Raw genomic sequence first — 17757 nt, 5'->3', positions numbered from 1 at the left:
TTCATCATCAACTAACAAATTTTCAAATAAGAAAAACCTGAAACATAAATTAATGTACAGGTTTATCATTAACTTTTTGATTGTTGACAATAACTTTTTGCTACATTCATTTATCTTATATTATTTGAACAAGTCAAATATACTTTTACGTGTGTACAATTCATTAAAAGCATCCACAAAATTTTATTCTTAATAAATTCAATGGCATATTATACTTTTTTATATTTTATCATTCATATATTCAACACAAATTTAGTTATTAAGACTTTCTAACTCTATTCTTATATTATAGGATAAATCTCTATTGACTATACGATGATCAACACCTTTTTGAGTTCCACGTTTTTTATGAGTTTGCGCATATGCTTGTGAATTTTGCCAATCATAGAAAGCTTGTCTACTGTTCCATAGCGTGATGATAATGTAATGTCTCCCTTTGACTACCGGTCTAAGAAATCTTAACGCTTTAAAACCAGGCACATCTTGCAAATGTTGATTTCGCTTTAAAAACCGTGACTCAAAAACCTCTTCATTACCTCCATTGACGAATAAGTGATTTAACACACAAAATGAATCATTAGATAAGCTGTTGATTGATTCTAATACTTCGTAGTGCTGCTGATCATTATTCTTTTCAATTGTGAATGAATTACTAGTTTCTTCTATTATATATGTTTTATTTGTATCGCTAATTAACATAAGACATCCCTTCATTTCAATTTAAGATTATAGGGCTACTTTACTTTGTTCATATAGTGATAGTGAGCGTTTTACAGCTTCAATACAATCGTCATCAAAATAATTTAACTGATTAAAATAGTTTAATATATTATGTGCTGTTGTTTCTTCCATAGGTAAATCTTCATCTTGGTTAATACATGTGGCTAGTTTACCTAGAGGTGTTTCATCACCAACGAAATTTTGTATAAAATGATAAAAACTCACCTTATCACCTCTTTAATATGATATAAATACATACTACCATGATTTAATATATAAAACATTAAATCCAAACCGACACTCTATGCACGTCACCTATACATATCAACACTATTTATATATTCTTACTGACATTTCGTGGTAAGAAAAGTCCGGATGATAAGGACTGCTGAAATTACCATTGATAGATTGAAACAAAAAACTTAAATTTTTATTTTGACGTTACCAAAAGTATCTTTTAAGCTTCCCTTAACAACTATAAATAACCCACAAGAAGTGTTGTTAGACTCACCACTATATTTATCGTATCTTTTCAATTTCCAAAAGAAGCTTGTATCGTAAAAACAAAATTTAATTATCAATTAGATAATTAACAAATCGTAATAACTATAAAATCGGTACCTAATTACAATGTATAGATACCTTTATATTCTTGATATTTCATACACCTTTTATTTCAAATAATCTAATACAATTGTACCCACTGCCTCTGCAACTACAAGCATAGATGTTTCATTGATATTAAACTTAGGATGATGGTGAGGGTACATAGGTCCATCTTCTGGTGCTGCACCCGAATAAATAAATGTTGAAGGTCTTTCTAACGCATAAAACGCGAAATCTTCTGAGGGTGGCTGCGGCTCACAAATATCTATTGCTTTTATGTCATCCAGCTTAGCATTTTTTAAAGTTGTTGCTACATAAGAAGTAAATTCAGGATCATTGTAAAGAGCTGGATAATCCTTTTTAAATTCAAAATCACAAATCACTCCGAACATCTCTTCTAATCCTCTGACTAGTCGTGTCATTTCATTCTGAATATTGTCTCTTGTATCATCAGTCAGTGCACGTACATCACCTTCGATTGTTATTGTATCTTTAATCACATTGAATTGTCCTTTCCCGTCGAAGGAACCTATTGTGACTACACCCGTTTCAAACGGATTTAAGCGTCTTGAAACAATGGTCTGTGCGGTCGTTACAAAATGCGCACCTGCTACAATAGCGTCATTCGATGTATGTGGGGATGAGCCGTGACCACCCTGACCTTTCACAACAAGTCTAAAATAAGCGCGTCCCGTTTGAACAAAACCTTCACGATAGTATATTTTACCTGTTTCCATCATACTCATCACATGTGCACCTAAAACATGGTCCACCCCTTCTAATACGCCGTCATCTATCATACCTTTCGCACCGCCCGGTGGCATTTCTTCTGCAGGTTGATGTATAATCACGACATTACCTCTCAATTGATCTTTCATTTCAATTAATGTTTCTCCAAGTATTAGCATGTACGCAGTATGTGCATCATGACCACAAGCATGCATGACTCCCTCATTTTTAGAAGCATAAGGTAATTCTGTTTCTTCTTTTATCGGTAGCGCATCAAAGTCAGCACGAATAGCGATAGTTTTTCCTGGATGTTTACCTGCGATGGTAACTTTAATTCCATTAGGACCCACATTCGTCTCAACTAAACAATCCTTATCTTTATAAAAGTTTGCAATATATTTAGATGTTTCATTTTCTTCGAATGATAATTCAGGATTTTCATGTAAGTAACGTCTTATTTCTTTCATTCTTTGCTCTTTTTCACGTAGATGTTGAACTAAAGTTTGATTCATCTTAATCCTCTCCTCAAGATTATTATAAACTTTAATTTATAAATATTGTTACACAACGTTTTAGAGATACATATCTTAATTTTTATATTTAAACAATCATCGTACAAATCTATCACAGTAATGTTACACACTAAAAAACCTGAGACAACAAGTTGTCTCAGGCTTCTATATGAGTAACCAATGAATAAGTTACAATTGTGTACACAACAATTTTTTAAAGTTAAGTCTTTATATACCGTAACAGATGATTGAATTCAATATGATTGCTATTATAATCTATTTCTGGTTAGAATTTAAGATTATATTTTGAATCAAACTATTTTAATATTGGTAGAATGGATCATCTTCCATTGCACCTGCTTTTTCATCATCAATACCATGTTTATAATAGTCAACATATTGAGGTTCAAGCGGTTTTCTACCACGAATAATGTCCGCTGCTTTCTCAGCTAACATCAATACAGGTGCATGAATATTACCATTTGTTGTTCTAGGCATTGCTGAAGCATCAACGACACGTAAATTTTCCATACCATGTACTTTCATAGTTAATGGATCGACTACTGCCATTGGGTCAGATGCAGGTCCCATTTTCGCGCTACAAGATGGATGTAATGCAGTTTCTCCATCTTTACGTACCCAATCTAGAATTTCTTCATCCGTTTGAACTTGTGGTCCTGGTGAAATTTCGCCACCATTAAATGGGTCCATAGCTTTTTGTTTTAGGATATTTCTTGCTACTCTAATTGCTTCAACCCATTCTCTTTCGTCTTCTTTCGTAGATAAGTAATTAAACACGATACTTGGTTTTTCAAATGGATCCTTAGATTTGATTTTCAAACTACCTCTTGAGTTGGAGTACATTGGTCCAACATGTACTTGGTAACCATGTGCTACTGGTGCTTTTTGACCATCATATCTTACAGCAATTGGTAAGAAATGGAACATGAGGTTTGGATAATCAACATCATCATTTGATCTTACAAAGCCACCACCTTCAAAGTGGTTAGACGCCGCTGCACCTTTACGTGCAAAAATCCATTGTAAACCGATGAACGGCATACGTTTGACATCAAGGCTAGGTTGTAGTGAAACCGGTTGTTTACATTTATGTTGAATATATACTTCTAAGTGATCTTCGAAGTTCTCACCAACACCTGGTAAATGCATACGTGGCTCTATACCTTTTGATTTTAAGAATTCTGAGTCACCAATACCTGATAATTGTAATAGTTGTGGTGTATTGAAAGCACCGCCAGATAAAATAACTTCGTTTGCATGAACAGTATGTTCTTTACCATTTTTCTTGAAAGTCACGCCTGTTACTTTTTTACTATTATTTTCATCAAAAATTAATTTTGTAACGAATGCACGTGTTTCAACATCTAAGTTTCTACGTCTTAATGCTGGGCGTAGATACGCTCTTGAAGCAGACATACGACGTCCATGATGTACTTGGCTATCAAATGGTCCAAAACCTTCTTGTCTGTATCCATTAACGTCTGCAGTTTTATGATAGCCCGCTTCAACACCTGCATTAAAGAATGATTTAAATAATGGATTAGTAGCTGGTCCACGTTTTAATTTGATTGGACCATCATGGCCTCTAACTTTATCGTATGGCGCTGCACCATATGTTGTTTCTAACTTTTTGAAGTATGGTAGACAATGTGCAAAGTCCCATGTGTCCATTCCTTCAGGTTCTGCCCATCCTTCATAGTCCATTGGGTTACCTCGTTGATAAATCATACCGTTAATAGAACTTGAGCCACCTAATACTTTACCTCTCGCATGATCTACTCTACGTCCCATATGTGGTTCTTCGTCAGTTTGATATTCCCAGTCATAAAAACGATTACCTGATGGGAACATCAATGCTGCTGGCATTTGAATAAATAAATCCCAGAAATAGTCACTACGTCCAGCTTCTAATACCAAAACATTTTTATCTTTATCCTCTGAAAGGCGTGCACCAAGAACTGAACCTGCACTACCGCCACCAATGATGACATAATCGTATGAATCGCGTTTTCTTCTCATCGTTAAAGACCTCCAAAAATTGATTTGTTTTCTTTGTTTGTTAACATCTCTTTCTTAAAAGGTTTCATTTATTGAAGTGAGCACTATACCTTAGTTAGTACTCACTTCATGTAGCATTTTGTATTTATAAGTCATTTACTGTATATAAGCAATGTATTATTATTTACTGAACCAATCCACTGGTTCTGGATTAGTATTTGTAAGAATGTGTTTACTTACTAAATATTCCTCTAATCCTTCTTTACCTAATTCTCTACCGATACCTGATTGTTTGTAACCGCCCCATGGCGCTTGTGCAAAGTATGGATGGAAATCGTTAATCCAAACCGTACCAAGTTTCAATTTATTTGCAACACGTTGTGCTTTACCAATATCTTTAGTAAATATAGCACCTGCTAAACCGTAAATTGAATCATTTGCTAAGCGAATAGCTTCTTCTTCGTCAGCAAATCCTTCTACAGTCACAACTGGTCCAAAGACTTCCTCTTGAACAATACGCATTGATGTATCACAATCTGTAATTACAGTAGGTTCAAAGAATAATCCGGCTTGTAAGTCTTCACGTTCAGGGCGTTTACCACCAATTGCAATTGTTGCTCCATCTTTTTTCGCAACTTCCATATAACCTTCAATTTTATCGCGGTGTGCTGTTGAGATAACTGGTCCCATTTCAGTATCTTGATCAAAACCGTTACCTAATTTGATTTTGCTTACACGATCGATAAGAGCTTTTTCGAATTTATCTTTAATATCATTGTGAACTAAGATTCTTGAACCAGCAGAGCACACTTGACCAGCGTGGAAATATCCACCATTAAGTGCTTGGTCTACAGCTAATTCAAAATCAGCGTCATCAAAAATAATATTAGGATTTTTGCCGCCTAATTCTAATGCAACGTCAGTCACGTGATTAGCTGCTTGTTTCATGATGTGTTTTCCTGTTTCAATACCACCTGTAAATGAAACTAAATCGACTTCTTCATGACCTGACATCACGTCGCCCACTTCTGATCCAGCACCAAGTACTAAATTAATTGTTCCTTTAGGGAAACCAACTTCCTCCATCAATTCAAATACACGAATTGTTGTTAACGGAGTAATTTCACTTGGTTTCATAACTAATGAGCAACCTGTTGCTAAAGCTGGCGCAATTTTCCAAGATGCTTGAAGTAATGGATAGTTCCAAGGTGTAATTTGAGTAACAACACCTACAGGTTCTTTAACTACTTTACTTTCAGCATTAGGAATAGGTGAATTGATAATTTCACCGCCATCTTTATCAGCTAAACCAGCAAAATACATAAACACATTATGAATATCATCCATATCAGCATAGGATTCTTCTAAAGTTTTACCAGTGTCTAATGTTTCTAATTTAGCTAACTCTTCTCTATTTTCTTTAATTTTATCAGCAACGGCTCTCACTTTTTTACCTCTGACTTCACTTGTTTCAAGTGACCATTCACCGTCTTCGAAAGATCTTCTAGCAGCTAAAATTGCTCTTTCAACATCTTCTTTAGTTCCTTCAGCTACAGTGAAGATTGTTTCTTGATTGTAAGGATTTATAATATCTCTTGTGTTTTTATTTGAACTTTCAACCCATTCTCCATCAATATATTGACGATTTGATAATTTATCTACAAGTTCCATCAAACGACCTCCGTTAAGTTTGTTAAATTTTTATTTAACGAATTTTACAGAGTTATGTTATCATAATTGATGAAAAAGTGTCAATTTCTTTAAAAATGTTTGTATTTTACAATCGAACTTATCTATGTTTAAGAAATAATTTTTGTTCAGAAAATTACTTTTCTTTTTTTCATAAAAGGCTTTATAATGATTCTCGTGTGTATTTATTAGAAATGGGACATATAGCATAGGTTTTTATAGCCATTTATAGATTGCAGCATTGAATTTAGTCAAAAGTAGTATAGACATTAACAATTCAAATCGATAACTAACATTTGATTATGAAATTTCAATGTAATTATGCTTTATATTCATGAACGAGTTACAACTCAAAGTAATAGATGTATCCTTTACAGGCAAATCATCATAAAAATCATAGTATCTGGTGCGTCCACCTAAGCTAAATAATGGATTAAAATGGAGGTGCAATGATGGATTATAATAACAATGACAGTCAATATATCGAAGAAGCTAAAGATTTAGTTATCAACTCAATCGGTGAAACCATGGATTTGTATGGTATCAACCGTAGTGTAGGTAACTTGTATGGCATTATGGTTTTTGAAGGAAGTATGACACTTGATGAAATGCGACAACAACTGCAAATGAGTAAACCTAGTATGAGTACAGGTGTAAAAAAACTACAAGAATACGATATCGTCAAACAACAATTCACGCGTGGTAGCCGAAAGCAACATTTTATTGCAGAGAAAGATTTCTTCACTTTCTTCCGCAACTTTTTTACTAAAAAATGGGAACGTGAAATTGACACTAATATGGAAGCAATTGAAGATGCAGAAAATATCATTCACCCACTTCTTGAAAAGAATGATATAGATGAGGAAGTTAAAAAACAAGCAATAAATGTAAAAGCGCAGTTAGACCACTCTAAAATATATTACAAGTGGCTCGCTCAATTAAGTGAAGCTCTAGAGTCAGGAGAAATTTTTAACTATTTCCCAATTCCAGATGAACAACATCATCATGATCAATCAGAAAAAGCCAAGCGATAATGATTTAACATTCGCTTGGCTTTTTTTTGTTATAAGTTATCGTCTTCAGGTTTGTCTTTGACCTGAACTATTCTTAGAGAACGTCTTTCAATTTCTTTATGCTTATCTGCACGTCTTTCTAACTTGATACGATCTCGTCCGAGTATAATTAAGAACGAAATCATCATTAGCGTAAATATAACAATTAAAGGTACACTAGCAAGTAATGATGCTGTTTTCAATACTTCTAATGCACGTTCTCCTCCAACTAGCATTAAAGAGAACGGTAGTAAACATAACGCAAACGCCCAGAACAAACGATTAGCACGTAACGGTTCTCCTATCACTTTTTTCTGTGACGCTGCTGCTAAAATATATGAACCAGAATCGAATGTTGTTGCTAAGAATAAGAAAGCTGATATTAAGAATAAGATAATAGTAATTGTCGAGAATGGTAGTTGATGCATTATTTCTATGATTGTTGCCTCTGTACCATAATTGTTTAAATAGCTTATTACATTAAATTGCTCAGTAATTTGTAGATATACAGCATAGTTACCAAAAATACCGAAAAATAACACACAACCTAATGTTCCATAGCATATTGTTCCTAATACAACTTCTTTAAGTGTACGTCCTTTTGAGATACGCGCGATAAACAATCCAATAAACGGTGCATAAACGAGCCACCATGACCAGTAGAATATTGTCCAATCTTGAGGGAAATTCGTTTCTTTACGACCTTTTATGCCACCAAATGGTTCCATCCATGTCGCCATATGGAAGAAATCTTTTATCATATTACCGAACCCTGTAACTGTAGTTTCCATAATAAACACAGTTGGACCTACGATGAATACAAATGCTAATAATAAAAATGATAACCAAACGTTAACATCACTTAATTTTTGAATACCTTTTTTCAAACCTGTGTAAGAACTGATTGCGAAAATAACTGTAATAGTTAGTAAGATGATTGAACGTAAAATCATATTAGATCCATCTAAACCAGTCAATCGTTCAATACCAGCTGAGATCATCGGCACGCCTAGAGCGAGTGATGTTGCAGCACCACCGAGCAAACCGAAAATAAATAAAATATCTACGATTTTTCCTAATAATTTATCCGTATGTCCTTTTAAAATTGGTCGACAAGCTTGACTAATTTTATAGACGGGTTTCTTCTTAACGAAAACTAAATAACCGATTGGCAAAGCTGGTAGCACATATATTGCCCAGGCTATAGGTCCCCAGTGAAACATACCATATTGAGTTGCATATTGAAGTGCTTGATCGGACATTGATTTTGCACCGTTAGGAGGTACTTGATAATAAAATGCCCACTCAATAACACCCCAATATAAAATATCTGAACCAATACCGGCACAGAATAACATGGCTGCCCATGTGAAATTATTAAATTCAGGTTTGTCAGTCGCTTTTCCTAACGTGACATTCCCATACTTACCAAATGCTATGTATAAAACAAAACAAAATATAGCCAGTCCCATAAAGAGATATACCGATCCAATTGAATTAGAAATGGCACTATTGATATCGGTAATGATTATTTCACTTGCTTTCGGAAAAACCATCATAGGTATAACAGCAAAAAGTAACACAATGACTACGCCTATGAAGGTCGTCCAGTCCATAACTTTTTCCTTTTTCAAATGTGATCCCCCTAATATTAATTTATGAATCTTTACTTTAAATTACGTTCAATGGATAGTGATTCACAAAAAAGACAATAACGAACTTTTAATAATAATGCAAATTACATACATGTATCATCAAAATCTAATTTGAATAATTATATAATTTAAGCCTCTCAAATATTCATCTTAAATTGCTATGACAACAGTGTTAAGTTAAAATTTAACAAAATGAACGAACTTTACAATATTTCATATCGTATTTTTATACACTTTTAACGTATATATATTTATTTTATTTTTTTCTCCACTGATACTCACTCTTAATCTATAAATAAAAAATCGCCAATATTTAGTCATTCAAATACCTTACTCGATGAGATGAAGTATTTAAAACACTATATATATGGCGATTAAATTCCAACTTATAAAAATTGATTAATATCCTAAAATGGTTTTAATAACAAATCCTGTAATGACGGATACTGTTATAACAAAAAATCCTGGTATCATAAAGCTCGTAGGTCTTGTTCTACCTGTTTCATCTAGTTCTACAGCAAATAATAGTGTCGGTTGAGCTGGAATAACGAAATTCACATTTAATGTTTGTACCATCGCAACAAAATAGATGGGAGGTATACCTAAACTCATAACTATCGGCACCATAATTGATGCTGTAGCTGTTTGAGAAATGACAATCATTGCAACTACAGAAACAAGTATGATAACAAGCCAAGGTACTTCACTAATAATTGACCCAATATCATTTTTCAATATTTTTAAGTTATGTGGAGCATTAAATATTGTTGCACCTAACCAACCTGGGCCAAGAACTGCAAAAAGTGCTCCCATTGCAGATTGTGTAATATTCGATGACAGAATATCAGAAGTATTGATTTTTATTAATAATAAATTGATTGTAGCGCTGAGATACATAAAGAACTGAACAATTTCAGTCATCTCAACTTTAACTACATCTCCATTCACATTGAATTGCGGCATGAGATTAGGAAATATGCCAAACGTTAAAATACCCATGACACATAATAGGAATGAGATAACACCTATTTTTACTTTTAATGAAAAGTCATTTTTGATTTCGACTTCTGGCATCTGAACTAAACGTTCTGACTCATCACGCACGTGTTCTTTTCGTCCTACAAATGTACAAAATGTACTAAGCATTAACATACTAATTAAAGCTGTAGGTAAAACAATACTTAAATACTTGCCCATCGATATTTCATACCCTGCTAATACAGAAATAATATAAGCTGTAGCAGAAGCTGCCGGGCTACAAAGTAAGGCTAAATTGGCTGTAAGTACCGAAGCAGTTAATGCGCGTTTAGGCTGAATTCGTGCTTTTTGTGCAGTTTTCGCTATGATAGGTTCAAGTGAAAGAGCTATATTTGCAGTACCAATTCCAAAAACAAAGACAAAGACAATCATTGGCGCTATAAATATAATTGATTTTGGAAAGCGTTCAATCACACGTGATGCAATGTATACTAAATAGTCAATACCACCAGTGGCTTGTAACGTACCACCTGCTATACCAATAGATAATATGATTAACACTGCCGTCACTGGTGCTGAACCTGGAGGTAACTGGAATCCAAATATCATGATAAGCTGCGCTACTATAGCAAAGATGCCACATCCCAGTGCACCAGCAGTTCTTAATCCTAATAATATCGCTAGAATCATGATTATGATTTCTATGATAAACAATAACATGGAAGAATCTCCTAACTTATGCCGAACAATTTTCACTTCAATATTTTATCACTTTAATATGTAATTAGTATATATATAAGTATAAGATTATTTCTTTTACTTTTTAGATGTTTAATGTTTGTCACTTTTCAGTCTATAAATTGCAACAAATCACATCTACCTACTAAAAAGTGATATAAATTTACTTTAAAAATAAAATTAACTATACTCTTTAAAACTGTCGTTATACATGTGGATAACTTTCATGTTCATCCCATTGAAAACTTATAACAAAGATTGCCCAAAACAAATGAACCATAACATTTATTTTGGGCTATTTTTCCAAGAGATATCTTAAAAATTAATTCCAATTATCATCATAAACTATTTAGTTAGATATTCAATGACCTGTTCTTTTTGTAAGGAAGATTGAACATCAATCACACGTTGATTAAGTGATCCTTTATATGGAAGATTCGGACGATATAAATGTTGAATAAACATACCATCAACTAATACATCAATATGTTCGAGTAATGACTTGCGCGCATCGTCTTGCTGTTTCAAATATTCAAATAAAAAGCCAGTCCATACCCAAATTGTTTTTGTATGACCGAATCGTTGTCTAAAAGCTTCAACAAGTTGGAGTGTGATAAACAAATTACAAAATGGTTCTCCACCAAGTATGCTTAAGCCTTCGATATAAGAAGGCGCACAATAATCTAAAATCTCTTCAAGCATTTCAAGTTCGAAAGGTTCTCCGTATTTAAAATTTTGGGCTTTAACGTTATAACAACCTTTACATTGAAAAGGACATCCGGAAACATATACACTGCATCGAACACCTTCACCATCTACAAAGCTATGACTTTCTATTTTAGCTATATAGTGTTGACCTTCTTTAATGTTTAAAATATTCATGAACGAGGTTCCTTCATGTGTTTCACTCTTGCACATATCTCTTTTTGTCGACCTTCAATAACAGGTCTTTGAACTGGATTTCCTAAATAACCACATGTTCTTTTTACAACGTCAACCGTTTTAGGATCAGTGTTACCACAATGTGGGCATCTATATCCGTTAGCAGTAGTTTCAAAATCTCCATCATAGCCACAACGATAACAGTGATCAATAGGAATATTCGTACCTAAATAACCTACCTTATCATAAGCATAATCCCATACTGCTTCTAAAGCTTTCAGATTATGATTTAACTTTGGATATTCACAATAATGAATGAATCCACCACTTGCATAGTAAGGATAGTCTTTTTCAAAATCTAATTTTTCAAACGGCGTTACATCTTTACGCACATCATAGTGGAATGAATTTTGGTAATATCCTTTATCAGTAACATCTGGAATAAATCCAAATTTTTCTTTGTCCAATCGGCAAAATCTATCTGTTAGTGATTCACTAGGTGTACTGTATATACTGAACCAAATATCATATTGTTTCGTCCACTCTACTTGATAACGTTTCATTTCTCTTAATATGTCTAGTGTGAATGTTTTAGCTTCAGGATTGTGTTCCCAATTCGGTCCATAAAATAATGTTGCCGCTTCGTATAAACCGATATACCCCATTGAAATCGTTGCGCGTTGTTTTGTAAATAATGAATCGACAGTATCTTCTGAAGTGAGTTTATTTTTAAATGCACCACTTTTATATAAAATAGGCGCGTTATCTGGAATAGCATCTTGTAGTCTTTGAATTCGATACACAAGTGCATCATGTAATAATTGCATGCGTTTTTCAAAGATATCCCAAAACTGCTGCATGTCACCATCTGCTTCGATTGCAATTCTCGGTACGTTCAACGTCACTACACCTAAGTTACATCGTCCATTATTTTCCAATTGACCTTCATCATTCTTCCAACTTGGTAAAAATGAACGACATCCCATCGGTGCTTTAAAATCACCAAGCAGTTCCACAAGTTTATCGTAATTTAAAATATCGGGATACATGCGCTTTGTTGAACATTCCAATGCAAGTTGTTTAATATCATAGTTAGGATCTTCTGGACTAAAGTTAACCCCCTTTTTTATCGAAAATACAAGTTTAGGGAAAATTGCAGTAACCCTATCTTTACCGAGACCTTTAATACGGGTATGTAAAATTGCTTGTTGAATTTTTCGACTTAATTGATCTGTTCCTAAACCAAATCCCAAAGTAACGAATGGCGTTTGTCCATTGGAAGTATAGAGTGTGTTAATCTCATACTCTAAACTTTCAATTGCATCACCAATATCCTTAGTTACTTGTGTATCCACATAATTCTCAATTTTGTCAGGTTGAACGAAATCATTCGCTACTTCCCTGTGATGTTGTGCATTCATTTGTGCATATTTACTTAGTAATTCGTCAACACGATCGACAGTACAACCTCCATATTGACTGCTTGAAACGTTTGCAATGATTTGTACAAGTTGTGCTGAAGCGGTTTGTATTGATTGAGGTGTTGTAACATTAGCATTGCCTATCTCAAAGCCATTCTCTAACATATCTTTTGCATCTATGAGACAACAATTGGTTAATGGTTGAAATGGATGGTAATCTAAGTCGTGAAAATGAATATCTCCCGATTGATGTGCATGAGCAACATGCTTTGGAAGTAAATGATCGAGTGCATAAGACTTTGATACCGTTCCAGCTGTTAAATCTCGCATTGTTGAGAATGTATTACTATCTTTATTTGCATTTTCATTTAATATAGTTGGATCTTTTGTGATTAATCGAGTTAATGATGTTTCTAGAGTAGTCATTTCGTCACCCTTCGCTATATATAGTGTATATCAATAAAATAAAATACTATATATAGTATTACAATCGATTACTAAGTCGTTAACTAAAATGTCATAAAGATTATTAACGTTTAGTGAACTCTATGTGAGATAAAGATAGTTTTGTAATCAATATAAAAACCTGAGACGTCAATGTTCTCAGGCTTCTATAACATATAGTTAGTTTTTAATTCAGTTAAAATTTATAATATCTTCATTTTTGGTAATTCTAGTAATTATCTTCGTATAAATTGGGAATAAATAACCGAAATAAGCATTTACCTTTTCCCTTTCACCTATCTAATTATTTCTATTATCTTGTGTTGATTGATTTATATTTTGATGTGTTTGTTGATGATCTTGAACGACATGTTGAGAATGCTCTTGTGTTACTTGTTCTTCCCCATTGCTCGACTCTTGCGATACATCTGTATGTCCCTTTGACATCTCAAGATTTTTTTCTAAATTTTTGCGCTTTTCATCTTCTGATCGACGGTCATATGAGCGCTCTTCTAACACTGAGCCAACTGTTAAAATGAGAATTACAGCTATTGTCCCCACAATAAATAATACAAGTAAAATCCACATCCAAATATTAAATGACATGTTATATCACCATCCTCTTATTTTTTTGATAAATCACACAATATCTCTTTAAAAATATTTTCCCTTTTTATTTCACTTTAATCACACATCAATAATTAGCTTTTTAGAAATTTAAATTATAGTTGTCACAAACTAAGCATAAATCATGACTCATAAGTATACTATTGATGACATTTAAAAATTAACATCTTCTTACTTAATTAAAAGTAAGTATATCTGACCAAATGCTTTTCTTTAAAAACTTTCCATTATACTTTTAAAATTAAAAAGAGTAGGATTAAGAATCTTTAATTCTCTCCTACTCTATATAATGAAATATCAATTTAAATATATTCGTGTTCTTTAAGATAACGTATAATTTGTACCACTGATTGTTCAATAGTGTCGTGTTCAGTATCTATAGTAATTTCAGGGTTTTCAGGTGCTTGATAAGGTGCACTTATACCTGTAAATTCAGGTATTTCCCCAGATCGTGCTTTTTTATACAATCCTTTAGGATCTCTCTTTTCACATTCCTCAACACTACATTTTGTATATACTTCTATAAACTCATTATCCTCTAGTAATGCTCTAACACCTTCTCTGTCTTCTTTATATGGGGAGATAAAAGCAGTAACTGTTAAGGCTCCAGCGTCTACCATTAATTTTGCTACTTCTCCAATGCGTCGAATATTTTCTGAACGATCTTCAGGACTAAACCCTAAATTTTTATTAAGACCATGACGCACATTATCACCATCTAAACGGTATGTTTGTTTTCCTTCATTAAATAATTCTTTTTCTAAGGCAACAGAGACCGTTGATTTCCCTGACCCAGATAGCCCTGTAAACCATATAACAGCACTTTTGTGTCCATTTTTATGCTGTCTTTGTTTCTTCGTAACTTCTGAGTCATGCCATGTAATATGATTTGATTCACTCATTTTAACACTCCTGATTTATTTTTCTCGCAAACCTTTAATTAGAACTTCGGCAACTTCTGGTCTTGAAAATTTAGTTGGCAATGATTCGCCATTACGCAGTTTTTCTCTTACTTTAGTACCACTTAAATGTAAATGTTGAGAAGCGTCATGCGGACATGTTTTAGCAGTTGCCATATTACCACAAGCTTCGCAATAAAAGGCATGTTCAAATTTTAAAATTTGAATACCTAACTCATCTTCAAATTGAGTAATCAGCTCTTGTGCTTCATAAGTACCATAATAATCGCCTACCCCAGCGTGATCTCTTCCCACAATAAAATGTGTACAACCATAATTTTTACGGACAGTTGCATGAAGTATCGCTTCACGTGGTCCGGCATAGCGCATTGCAGCAGGATAAATGACTAGACGTGCTCTATCTTCAGGATAATAGTTTTTTAATATCACTTCATAACTTTCCATACGTACATCCGCTGGAATATCGTCTGACTTTGTTTCACCAACTAGTGGATTTAAAAGTAGACCATCAACAATTTCTAGTGCTGATTTTTGAATATATTCATGTGCTCGATGCACTGGATTTCTCGTTTGAAAACCTACGACAGTTTTCCAACCTAAATCATGAAATAATTGTCTCGTCTCTGAAGGATCCAGATGATAATTTGAAAACGCGTCATGTTTTGGACGATTTAATAGTTTAATAGGACCACCTAAATATATATTACCTTTTTCATAAACCTTTTTAACTCCAGGATGAGCTTCTTCAGTAGTTCCGTACACCAAACGCGCTTCTTTTTCTTTATCATATGTGTACTTTTCTTCTAATTTAAGCGTTCCATATAACTGACCATCTTCACCATATAAAGCAATATCATCACCTATTTCAAGTTTATCTGCTTCGGATTCTGTTACAGGTAAAGTGATAGGAATACTCCAAACTAAGCCATTGCTTAAATGTGTTTCCTCTATAACCTTAGTGTAGTCTTCCTTGTTCATAAATCCTGTAAGGGGACTAAATCCGCCAATACCTATGAGCTCTAGATCCGATATTCCCCAAGGATTTAAAGTAATCGGTTTAAAATTTAATGCTTCCTCAATCAAACGTTCACGTTCGTTTCCTTCAACAACACGATTGATGAGTTCTCCTCCATGAGGTTTAATTGTATAATTGGTTATTGTTTCATTGTTAGACATTATAATCAAATCTCCTTTTCCAATTAATTATATTTGTTTACTCGGCTTTTCTTATAAGAAAAAGACAATTTCTTGTTTCGAACGACTTGAAAAACAAGCAAAATAATAATTGCAAGAATAATAATGAATCGAACTGTATTTGAAATAGTGTTATCTTTTACAAAATAGCTTAATAATGCATTACTATTTGTAAAAATAATTAAACCACCGACACAAATTGCAAGAATGTTAATGGGTAACACTTTAACTAAATACGCTGAAATAGGTGCTGCTACCATTCCACCGAGACTTAAAGCAATTACAGCAAACCAATTAATTTGAGTGACTCCTAAAAAGATAATGAAACTTAAAGCGGCAGATGACGTAACAAAAAATTCACTTGCTGAGACTGTTCCAATCGCATATCGTGGTTGAATTTTTTTACTTGAAAGCAGGAGCGGCGTATTAACCGGTCCCCAACCACCACCACCGATTGCGTCTAAAAATCCTGCCACAAAACCTTGTGGAATTACTTTAAAACTACTCAAATTTCCCACATGATGATGATGTTCATGTGCACGTTTAAATAGAAATTGATACAAAATATAAAATCCCATACTTAACAAGAATAAAGCAATGAATGGTTTAATATAATCACCATGAATAAATGTCAAAACACCTGCACCGATAAAGGCGCTTATTGACCCAGGTATAGCTAACTTCAACATTGTTGGTTTATGAACATTATCAAATCTCCAATGTGATGTCCCAGATGCAGCTGTTGTTGCAATTTCAGAAAAATGAACGGTTGCTGACACTACTGCCGGTGCTATACCGTAAGTTAATAATATTGATGACGATGAAGCGCCAAATCCCATGCCTAATGACCCATCAACAAGTTGTGCTAAAAATCCCGCAATTGCGAAAATTAATACTTTGCGCATATATCATATGCCCCCATTCTTCATTTGACTTGTGATTTTAGCCATCGGATGAAATCTTGTTGCTTCTTCTCATCTAAATATTTGTCTGACAAAATTTGCTCGAGTAACGCTTGTTTATCAGATGGCTCAATTTTAAGTGATTTAATATATTGTCTACTTTCATATAAAAACTGAATATACATTGAATAGTCTTCATTGTATGTATCTTTTAAATCTTTAATAATTCGTTGACCTAATTTAGGACTTGCACCATCAGTTGATACACTTATTGTTAATTTATCTCTTTTTAAGAAATTAGGGAACGTTACATTACCTAGGTCTGCTTGTCCTGCATGATTAAATAATACGTTCTTAGACAAAGCTGCCCCCACATCGTTGTTAACATCAGATTGATTAGTAGCCGCGATGACCACATCAGCATTCTCAACATCTTGTGGTTCGAAGTGTTTCTTTTCATAAGTGATTTGCTTCGTTTCTAGATATTTTTGTAATGTATCGGTAATTGTTGGACTTACAACATGAATATGTTTTGTATAAGCTAATAAAGTTTTAGCACGACGTGTTGCCACTTTACCTCCACCTACAATGACGACTTTCTTGTTACTTAAATCAATCATTAAGGGCATATTCATGATGATTTCCTCCTATACACTTTAATTAATACTC

At 33.6% G+C, this 17757-nt stretch carries 15 protein-coding genes; 1 reads left to right on the top strand and 14 read right to left on the bottom strand.

All coding sequences use genetic code 11. The features are described 5' to 3' along the window. Positions 1 to 252: 252 nt before the first annotated feature. The 5 genes from FNL83_RS01695 to betB all read right to left on the bottom strand — a co-directional run bounded on the left by FNL83_RS01695 (position 253) and on the right by betB (position 6257). Positions 253 to 699, bottom strand: coding sequence for an antibiotic biosynthesis monooxygenase family protein (locus tag FNL83_RS01695; protein ID WP_001830617.1), 447 nt, complete (start codon positions 697 to 699; stop codon positions 253 to 255). A gap of 27 nt (positions 700 to 726) precedes the next feature. Then, the gene (locus FNL83_RS01690; RefSeq protein WP_001830634.1) at positions 727 to 945 is read right to left on the bottom strand and encodes a sterile alpha motif-like domain-containing protein; all 219 of its coding nucleotides are present in this window, start codon (positions 943 to 945) and stop codon (positions 727 to 729) included. A gap of 446 nt (positions 946 to 1391) precedes the next feature. Further along, positions 1392 to 2567 (bottom strand): amidohydrolase, encoded by a 1176-nt coding sequence (locus FNL83_RS01685; protein ID WP_001830632.1) that lies wholly within the window; start codon positions 2565 to 2567, stop codon positions 1392 to 1394. Between the two features lie 321 nt (positions 2568 to 2888). After that, a complete protein-coding gene (betA, locus tag FNL83_RS01680; RefSeq protein ID WP_001830593.1) occupies positions 2889 to 4607 on the bottom strand; it encodes a choline dehydrogenase in 1719 nt (572 codons plus the stop codon). A 159-nt stretch (positions 4608 to 4766) separates the two neighbouring features. Continuing rightward, on the bottom strand, positions 4767 to 6257 hold the full coding sequence (betB, locus tag FNL83_RS01675) for a betaine-aldehyde dehydrogenase (protein ID WP_001830602.1): 1491 nt from the start codon (positions 6255 to 6257) through the stop codon (positions 4767 to 4769). Positions 6258 to 6727: 470 nt separating this feature from the next. Between betB and cudC the strand changes: the two genes are divergently transcribed. Then, positions 6728 to 7309, top strand: a complete 582-nt coding sequence (gene cudC, locus FNL83_RS01670) for a choline uptake/conversion transcriptional regulator CudC (protein ID WP_002489710.1) — start codon at positions 6728 to 6730, stop codon at positions 7307 to 7309. Positions 7310 to 7338: 29 nt separating this feature from the next. On the opposite strand, the gene FNL83_RS01665 is transcribed toward cudC, so the two are convergent. The 9 genes from FNL83_RS01665 to FNL83_RS01620 all read right to left on the bottom strand — a co-directional run bounded on the left by FNL83_RS01665 (position 7339) and on the right by FNL83_RS01620 (position 17723). Beyond that, the gene (locus tag FNL83_RS01665; protein ID WP_001830660.1) at positions 7339 to 8961 is read right to left on the bottom strand and encodes a BCCT family transporter; all 1623 of its coding nucleotides are present in this window, start codon (positions 8959 to 8961) and stop codon (positions 7339 to 7341) included. Between the two features lie 420 nt (positions 8962 to 9381). Then, positions 9382 to 10680 carry an anaerobic C4-dicarboxylate transporter gene (locus tag FNL83_RS01655; RefSeq protein ID WP_001830664.1) on the bottom strand — a complete coding sequence of 433 codons (1299 nt, stop codon included), beginning with the start codon at positions 10678 to 10680 and terminating at the stop codon, positions 9382 to 9384. Positions 10681 to 11043: 363 nt separating this feature from the next. Next, positions 11044 to 11580 carry an anaerobic ribonucleoside-triphosphate reductase activating protein gene (nrdG, locus tag FNL83_RS01650; protein ID WP_002438021.1) on the bottom strand — a complete coding sequence of 179 codons (537 nt, stop codon included), beginning with the start codon at positions 11578 to 11580 and terminating at the stop codon, positions 11044 to 11046. Beyond that, a complete protein-coding gene (nrdD, locus tag FNL83_RS01645) occupies positions 11577 to 13427 on the bottom strand; it encodes an anaerobic ribonucleoside-triphosphate reductase (RefSeq protein ID WP_002438017.1) in 1851 nt (616 codons plus the stop codon). Before nrdD ends, nrdG begins: the two co-directional genes overlap by 4 nt. A 318-nt stretch (positions 13428 to 13745) precedes the next feature. Next, the gene (locus FNL83_RS01640) at positions 13746 to 14051 is read right to left on the bottom strand and encodes a hypothetical protein (RefSeq protein WP_002438015.1); all 306 of its coding nucleotides are present in this window, start codon (positions 14049 to 14051) and stop codon (positions 13746 to 13748) included. A 323-nt stretch (positions 14052 to 14374) separates the two neighbouring features. Beyond that, positions 14375 to 14974 carry an adenylyl-sulfate kinase gene (gene cysC / locus FNL83_RS01635; RefSeq protein WP_002438013.1) on the bottom strand — a complete coding sequence of 200 codons (600 nt, stop codon included), beginning with the start codon at positions 14972 to 14974 and terminating at the stop codon, positions 14375 to 14377. Positions 14975 to 14989: 15 nt separating this feature from the next. Next, positions 14990 to 16168 carry a sulfate adenylyltransferase gene (gene sat, locus FNL83_RS01630; protein WP_002456703.1) on the bottom strand — a complete coding sequence of 393 codons (1179 nt, stop codon included), beginning with the start codon at positions 16166 to 16168 and terminating at the stop codon, positions 14990 to 14992. A 23-nt stretch (positions 16169 to 16191) separates the two neighbouring features. After that, positions 16192 to 17091 carry a sulfite exporter TauE/SafE family protein gene (locus FNL83_RS01625; protein WP_002438011.1) on the bottom strand — a complete coding sequence of 300 codons (900 nt, stop codon included), beginning with the start codon at positions 17089 to 17091 and terminating at the stop codon, positions 16192 to 16194. A 20-nt stretch (positions 17092 to 17111) separates the two neighbouring features. Further along, the gene (locus FNL83_RS01620) at positions 17112 to 17723 is read right to left on the bottom strand and encodes an NAD(P)-binding protein (RefSeq protein WP_002456704.1); all 612 of its coding nucleotides are present in this window, start codon (positions 17721 to 17723) and stop codon (positions 17112 to 17114) included. Positions 17724 to 17757: the final 34 nt, after the last annotated feature.

Origin of the sequence: Staphylococcus epidermidis (assembly GCF_006742205.1) — a bacterium.
GTDB lineage: Bacteria > Bacillota > Bacilli > Staphylococcales > Staphylococcaceae > Staphylococcus > Staphylococcus epidermidis.
The sequence above is the reverse complement of the archived record's forward strand: the minus strand, read 5'-3'. Positions and strand labels throughout refer to the sequence as shown.

Excerpts from the sequence above, each read along its gene's own strand:
- FNL83_RS01695 (WP_001830617.1), bottom strand. The coding sequence starts at position 699 with ATGTTAATTAGCGATACAAATAAAACATATATAATAGAAGAAACTAGT.
- FNL83_RS01685 (WP_001830632.1), bottom strand. The coding sequence starts at position 2,567 with ATGAATCAAACTTTAGTTCAACATCTACGTGAAAAAGAGCAAAGAATG.
- betA (WP_001830593.1), bottom strand. The coding sequence starts at position 4,607 with ATGAGAAGAAAACGCGATTCATACGATTATGTCATCATTGGTGGCGGT.
- betB (WP_001830602.1), bottom strand. The coding sequence starts at position 6,257 with ATGGAACTTGTAGATAAATTATCAAATCGTCAATATATTGATGGAGAA.
- cudC (WP_002489710.1), top strand. The coding sequence starts at position 6,728 with ATGGATTATAATAACAATGACAGTCAATATATCGAAGAAGCTAAAGAT.
- FNL83_RS01655 (WP_001830664.1), bottom strand. The coding sequence starts at position 10,680 with ATGTTATTGTTTATCATAGAAATCATAATCATGATTCTAGCGATATTA.
- nrdG (WP_002438021.1), bottom strand. The coding sequence starts at position 11,580 with ATGAATATTTTAAACATTAAAGAAGGTCAACACTATATAGCTAAAATA.
- nrdD (WP_002438017.1), bottom strand. The coding sequence starts at position 13,427 with ATGACTACTCTAGAAACATCATTAACTCGATTAATCACAAAAGATCCA.
- FNL83_RS01640 (WP_002438015.1), bottom strand. The coding sequence starts at position 14,051 with ATGTCATTTAATATTTGGATGTGGATTTTACTTGTATTATTTATTGTG.
- cysC (WP_002438013.1), bottom strand. The coding sequence starts at position 14,974 with ATGAGTGAATCAAATCATATTACATGGCATGACTCAGAAGTTACGAAG.
- sat (WP_002456703.1), bottom strand. The coding sequence starts at position 16,168 with ATGTCTAACAATGAAACAATAACCAATTATACAATTAAACCTCATGGA.
- FNL83_RS01625 (WP_002438011.1), bottom strand. The coding sequence starts at position 17,091 with ATGCGCAAAGTATTAATTTTCGCAATTGCGGGATTTTTAGCACAACTT.
- FNL83_RS01620 (WP_002456704.1), bottom strand. The coding sequence starts at position 17,723 with ATGAATATGCCCTTAATGATTGATTTAAGTAACAAGAAAGTCGTCATT.